This window comes from Hansschlegelia beijingensis (assembly GCF_045505405.1).
Classification (GTDB): Bacteria; Pseudomonadota; Alphaproteobacteria; order Rhizobiales; family Methylopilaceae; genus Methylopila; species Methylopila beijingensis_A.
In genome coordinates this window covers 1-6109 of the sequence record NZ_JBJKEX010000181.1, presented here as the reverse complement: position 1 = coordinate 6109, position 6109 = coordinate 1, and the positions used below count along the sequence as shown (strand labels likewise).

The following is a 6109-nucleotide window of genomic DNA, read 5'->3' as shown; positions in this document are numbered from 1 at the left end:
GGCCCGCCCCGGCCGCGCGCCCGGCCGCGAGGAAGCCGAAGCCGAGTTCAGGCGTGGCGAGCCGCGTCGCCGGCAGCGTGCCGCCGAAGATCACGACGCCGACGAGGCCGAGCAGCAGTCCCAGCTTCGTCCGATCCATCGCGCGCTTCCTGCTCTATCTGCAGGGGCGGGAGTAGTTCGGCCCTCGAACCGCGGCAAACGACGTTTGGCGATGGACGCCATCTCGCTCTTTGATGCGTCGGAGTCTCCCGCATCGACGAGCCGCCCGCTAGAATCCCGCCGAACAGGGAGTCGTCATGTCGTTCTGGGGAAAACTCGGCGGAGCCGCGGGCGGCTACGCGCTCGGCGGGCCGCTCGGCGCGATCGTCGGCGCCTTCGCCGGTCATTACCTGCTCGATCAAGAGGAGAGCCATCACAAGCCGCCGGCCTCGCCCGAGCAGGACCAGCGCAGCCTGGCCTTCACGATCGGCGTCATCGCGCTGTCGGCGAAGATGGCCAAGGCGGACGGCGTGGTGGCGCCCGTCGAGGTCGAGGCCTTCCGCAAGATCTTCCACATCGAGCCCGAGGATCTGGCCGAGGTGTCGCACGCGTTCGACGTCGCGAGCCGCGATCTCGCTGGCTTCGACAGCTACGCGACGCAGCTTGCGGACCTGTTCCGCGACGAGCCGGCGACGCTCGAGGACGTGCTGCACGGGCTCGCCCACATCGCGGCGGCCGACGGCGCAATCCACGAGGGCGAGATGGCCTATCTCACCGAGGTCGCGACCATCTTCGGCCTGGAGCGGTCGCGCCTGCGGCGCGCGCTGGGCGCCTATGTGCGCTTCCCCGACAACGATCCTTATGAGGTGCTGGGCGCTCCGGCGGACGCCTCCGACACGGAGCTCAAGCGCCGCCACCGGGAGCTCGTGGCCGAGAACCATCCGGATCGCGCGCTGGCCCGCGGGCTGCCGGCCGAGGCGGTCAGGATCGCGAGCTCGAAGCTTGCGGCGATCAACGCCGCCTGGGACGCCATCCGGGCCGAGCGCGGCCTCGCATGAGCTTCTCCCCCGACAGCCGGTTCGTGGCGGAGGTGCGCCCCGCGGCCAACCATGACGAACGCCGCGACGGCCGGACCCCGGACATCCTGCTGTTGCACTACACGGGGATGGCCTCGACCGACGAGGCCTGCCAGCGGCTGTGCGACCCGGAGAGCGGCGTCTCTTGCCATTATGTGGTGCTGGAGGACGGTCGGGTGCTCCAGCTTGTGCCCGAGGAACGGCGCGCATGGCACGCCGGCGTGTCCTCCTGGGAGGGCGAGACGGACGTCAACTCGCGCTCGATCGGCGTCGAGATCGCCAATCCGGGCCACGATTTCGGCTATCCCGATTTCCCCACAGCCCAGGTCGCCGCGATGGCCGATCTATGCCGCGACATTTGCGCGCGATGGGGCATGCAACCGGAGCGTGTTCTCGCCCATTCGGACGTCGCGCCGCGACGCAAGCAGGATCCGGGGGAGAAGTTTCCGTGGGAGATTCTGGCGGCCGCCGGGGTGGGCCACTGGACGGCGCCGACGGAGCTTCGCGACGACCCCGAGGCGTTGAAGGAAGGCGACGACGGAGCGCTCGTCGAGGACCTGCAAACCCTCTTGTCGCTCTACGGATACGGGATCGAAATCGACGGCGTGTACGACGCCGCGACGGGTTCGGTCGTGCGCGCGTTCCAGCGGCACTTTCGGCCGGCGCGGGTCGACGGAGTCGCGGACTTCTCGACGGCGGACACGCTCCGCAACCTGCTGCGCGCTTTGCCTGCGCGATAATACCCCCCTGCCGCATTCTCGACACGGGACAGTCAAGTTGCGACCAGATCACGGTCGATCCGAGGTCATTTTCGCAAGGCTCTGGTCTCCCGATTGCGTAACGCATTCGGGAGTTAAAATATGCGTAGATCGACGATTGTCGTCGCTATGTTCGCGGCGACCGTCGCCTCGGCGGGAGCTACGCCGGTAAAGGAACGACTTGGCGGGGCCGCTAGCGTTCCTCAGCAAATCAAGCAGCAGTCAGTTTCGACTTCGGCCCAGAAGGGAAATTCTCAACACGCCGTTAACGCAGCTCGCACGCCAGTGGTTCCGCTGAGGACGCGCGGCAATGCGGCGGCGGCTTTCACCTCGGCCCGCAACGCGGCTCCTGCGGCGGCTCCGGTGGCCGTCAAAGCGCCCGCTGCGGCTGCCGCCAAGGCGCCGGCCGCGGTCGAGCAGGTCGCGCCGCGCAAGACCCGCGTGGCCGCCAAGGTTCAATCCAAGCGGAAGCGGGTCACGATGAGCCGCGCGGCCGCCCGCCGGCTGGCCGCGAAGAGCCAGACGGTCTCGCTTCAGCGGGAGATCGATCTCTCCCCGGCCAAGCCCTCCACGGATACGGCGTCGCTGCCCAAGGGCGGCATCCGCGACATGGTCACCGCCGCCGCCCAGAGGCACGGCGTCGACCCGTCGCTCGGCCATGCGGTCGTTCAGGTGGAGTCGATGTACAACGCCCGCGCCACCGGCCGCGGCGGCTATATCGGCCTCATGCAGCTGAGCTACCAGACCGCTCGCGGCATGGGCTTCCGCGGCAGCCGGCAGGCGCTCTACGAGCCGTCGACCAACCTGACCTACGGCATGCGCTATCTGGCCGAGGCCGTTCGCAAGGCCGGCGGCAGCACCTGCGGCGCCGTGTCGAAGTACCAGGGCGGCCACGGCGTCAAGGGCGTGACGCGCGCCGGCGCGGTCTACTGCGCCAAGGTGCGGCGCTTCATGGCCGCGCGCGGCGGCTCCTCGAACCGCCGCGTCGCCTCGAACTGAGAAGGCGGCTCTGCAAAGCGGCCGGCGGGCTTGACCTGCCGGCCCGCTTGCCCCCACATCGCCCGGGCCAGCCGGCCGGACGGCCGCTCCGGTTCACGCCGGGGAGGAAAGTCCGGGCTCCACGGAAGCACGGCGCCGGATAACGTCCGGCGGGGGCGACCCCAGGGAAAGTGCCACAGAAAGCAAACCGCCGGCGGCTTCGGCCGCAGGCAAGGGTGAAAGGGTGCGGTAAGAGCGCACCGCGCGACCGGTAACGGGAGCGGCATGGCAAACCCCGCCGGGAGCAAGACCGAATAGGGGCGACACGCGACAGCGCTTCGGCGCGGCCGCAACCCGCTTCCGGGCCGTCGCCCGGGTTGGTCGCTAGAGGCGTCCGGTGACGGACGTCCCAGAGGAATGGTCGTCACGCGCGCGTTGCGGGGAAACTCGTCCGCGCGCCATACAGAACCCGGCTTACAGGCCGGCTGGCGTTTCCTGTATCGACCGTCGGGCGGCTGTGAGCGGAGGCAGGCCATTGCGCGTGCTCCTGACCGGCGCCGCCGGTTTCATCGGCTTCCACGTGGCGGCCGGGCTCGCGGCGCGAGGCCATGAGGTCACCGGGATCGACCATCTCGGAGAGCCCTTCCGGCGGCTCAAGCAAGCGCGCCTCGACGCGCTCAGCGCCTCGATCCGTTTCATCCGGGACGACGTGACCGATCCGGAGCGCGTCGCCGGCATCGTTCATGACGCCGCGCCCGCCATCGTCATTCATCTCGCGGCCCGGGCAGGCGTCAGGGATTCGCTGTCGGCGCCGTTCGCCTATCTGCGCGCGAACGAACTCGGGCACCTCTGCGTGCTCGAGGCGATGCGCCGCCACGCGCCGGACGCCCGGCTGATCTATGCGTCATCGAGCGCAGTCTACGGCGTGCGCCATGTAGGCCTCTTCCGGGAAGATGACAGGGTGGACGAGCCGGCGTCGCTCTACGCGGCGACCAAGCGCGGGAACGAACTGGCGTCCTCGGCCTATGCGCGGCTGTTCGGCCTTCGGCAGATCGGCCTTCGGCTGTTCACGGTCTACGGCGAATGGGGGCGGCCGGACATGGCCGTCTGGAGCTTCGCCGACGCCGTTCTGAACGGGCGGGAGGCGACGCTCTATGACGGCGGCGCCGCGCGGCGGGATTTCACCGACATCCGCGACGTGATCGCCGCGGTGACCGCGATCGTCGAGCGCCCGGACACCGGCCATCCGGAGGTCCCGCACCGGATCTACAATGTCTGCGGCGGGGCATCGACCTCCGTGGCGGAACTGCTCGCGATGATCGAGCGCGCCTGCGGACGCCGCGCCGCCGTCCGCGTGCGCCCGTCGCCGCCGGGCGACACGCCGTTCACCGCGGGTGATTCGGCGCGGCTCCGGGCGGATTATGGGATCACGACCTCCTCGGACGTCGCCGGCGGCGTGGAGCGCTTCGTCGCCTGGCTTCGAAACGCCCCGGAAGCGATGCGGGCTGCGCATGACGAATGACCCGGAAGGGGTGCCGAACGGCCGCCCCGCGCGTCATTGAAACACCTTCTTAACCCTAAGGAAGCTCTACTGATCCGGTCGCGCAACGGTCGCGAAGCGGCCCTTGTCAGGTCACGCGTCCTGGGCCGCGTCGCGCCGGCGGTCGCCTGTTGGTCTCGTTGACGCCCATAGGGGCCCATGTTATCCCAAATCATCCCGTCGAGACGGCCTAACGACGGCTCCCGAGCAGGATGCTGGTCTTTTTCATCTGCGGCCCCGGCGGTCGCGGAGCCGGAGCTCGACGCCCGCCTCGATGCGGAGCCGTTCATGGGGGGCGGCTGGACGGACGCCCGCGCGACGGGCGTGGGGGGCTATGGACCGGTTCGTGTCCAACTTCACCAACCGGCTCGACGCCAAGGGGCGGGTGTCGATCCCTGCGCCTTATCGCGCGACGCTCGCCCGCGACGGGTTCGAGGGTCTCTTCATCCATCCTTCGCTCGAGCTTCAGGCGATCGACGGGGGCGGCAACGCGCTCCTGCAGGAGATCGACCAGCTGCTTGCGTCGCTCGCGCCCTATTCGGACGAGCGGGACAGCCTTTCGACCGCCCTGCTGGGCGTCAGCGAGGTTCTCAAGATCGACGGCGAGGGTCGGATCATCCTGAGCGAGAGCGCCAAGGCCTATGCGGGAATTCGGGATCAGGTGACCTTCGTCGGGCAGGGCTTCAAGTTCCAGATCTGGGAGCCCGAGCGGTTCCAGGCGCATCTGGCGACCGCGCGCGAGACCCTGCGGGAGCTTCGGCGGCGCGCTTTCGCGCCTCACTCGCTGGAGCGCACATGAACCCGTCGAGCGACGCCCACTCATCCGACGAAGACGCCGGCGCCCGGCACCAGCCGGTCATGCTCGCGGAAGTGCTCGCCGCTCTCGCGCCGCGCGACGGCGAAATCATCCTCGACGGCACCTTCGGGGCCGGCGGCTACTCGCGCGCCATCCTCGAGGCGGCGGACTGCCGCGTCGTGGCGCTCGACCGCGATCCGAACGCCGTGGCCGGAGGCTTCGAACTGGTCTCCCGGTTCAGCGGGCGCCTGACGGTCGTGGAGGAACGCTTCGCCAATCTCTCGACCGCGATCGACGATCTGGGGATCACGGCGCTCGACGGCGTCGTGCTCGACGTCGGCGTCTCCTCCATGCAGCTCGACGAAGCCGGGCGAGGCTTCTCGTTCCGGCTCGAAGGGCCGCTCGACATGCGGATGGGCGGCGATGGGCCAAGCGCCGCGGACCTCGTCGGAAGCCTTGAGGAGAAGGAGCTCGCTGCGCTCATCAGGACGCTCGGGGAAGAGCGGCGAGCGAGCGCGATCTCGCGCGCCATCTGCGCCGAGCGCGCGAAGGCGCCGATCACCGACACGCTGCGGCTCGCCGGGATCGTGGAGCGCGTCGTCGGCCGCGCCGGCGACGGCATTCACCCCGCCACGCGGACCTTCCAGGCGCTGCGCATCGCGGTGAACGACGAGCTGCGCCAGCTCGTCGGCGCGCTGTTCGCCGCTGAGCGCCGGCTCCGACCTGGCGGCCGTCTGGTCGTCGTCTCGTTCCACTCGCTCGAAGACCGCATCGTCAAGCTGTTCCTCAACGATCGGACGCGGACCGCCTCGGGCGGCTCCCGTCACCTTCCGGAGGCGCCGGTGCCGCCCGCGACGTTCGAGGCGCTGTCGCACGGGGCCGAGAAGCCGACCGACGAGGAAATCGCCCGCAATCCGCGCGCCATGGCGGCCTCCTGCGGTGTGTCGCGCCGGAAGATGCAGCCTCCCAGGCGGGACGCAAG

The 6109-nt window shown here is 69.8% G+C and carries 6 protein-coding genes and 1 other RNA gene; all 7 read left to right on the top strand.

What is annotated here, in order from left to right:
• Positions 1 to 296: 296 nt before the first annotated feature.
• Positions 297 to 1037, top strand: a complete 741-nt coding sequence (locus ACIKT0_RS11675; RefSeq protein WP_407105507.1) for a TerB family tellurite resistance protein — start codon at positions 297 to 299, stop codon at positions 1035 to 1037.
• A complete protein-coding gene (locus ACIKT0_RS11670) occupies positions 1034 to 1795 on the top strand; it encodes an N-acetylmuramoyl-L-alanine amidase (protein WP_407105506.1) in 762 nt (253 codons plus the stop codon). Before ACIKT0_RS11675 ends, ACIKT0_RS11670 begins: the two co-directional genes overlap by 4 nt.
• A 381-nt stretch (positions 1796 to 2176) precedes the next feature.
• Entirely contained in the window at positions 2177 to 2812 is a 636-nt protein-coding gene (locus ACIKT0_RS11665; RefSeq protein ID WP_407105505.1) for a lytic transglycosylase domain-containing protein, read from the top strand.
• Between the two features lie 67 nt (positions 2813 to 2879).
• Positions 2880 to 3284: RNase P RNA component class A (gene rnpB, locus ACIKT0_RS11660), an RNA gene on the top strand.
• A gap of 48 nt (positions 3285 to 3332) precedes the next feature.
• Positions 3333 to 4313, top strand: a complete 981-nt coding sequence (locus tag ACIKT0_RS11655; RefSeq protein ID WP_407105508.1) for an NAD-dependent epimerase/dehydratase family protein — start codon at positions 3333 to 3335, stop codon at positions 4311 to 4313.
• Between the two features lie 352 nt (positions 4314 to 4665).
• Positions 4666 to 5130, top strand: coding sequence for a division/cell wall cluster transcriptional repressor MraZ (locus tag ACIKT0_RS11650; protein ID WP_407105504.1), 465 nt, complete (start codon positions 4666 to 4668; stop codon positions 5128 to 5130).
• Positions 5127 to 6109: 16S rRNA (cytosine(1402)-N(4))-methyltransferase RsmH (rsmH, locus tag ACIKT0_RS11645; RefSeq protein WP_407105503.1), on the top strand; the 983-nt coding region annotated here is incomplete at its 3' end. The genes ACIKT0_RS11650 and rsmH, both read left to right, overlap by 4 nt.

Bases quoted from the DNA above. Each gene is read 5' to 3' on its own strand.
- ACIKT0_RS11675 (WP_407105507.1), top strand. From the start codon at position 297: ATGTCGTTCTGGGGAAAACTCGGCGGAGCCGCGGGCGGCTACGCGCTC.
- ACIKT0_RS11670 (WP_407105506.1), top strand. From the start codon at position 1,034: ATGAGCTTCTCCCCCGACAGCCGGTTCGTGGCGGAGGTGCGCCCCGCG.
- ACIKT0_RS11650 (WP_407105504.1), top strand. From the start codon at position 4,666: ATGGACCGGTTCGTGTCCAACTTCACCAACCGGCTCGACGCCAAGGGG.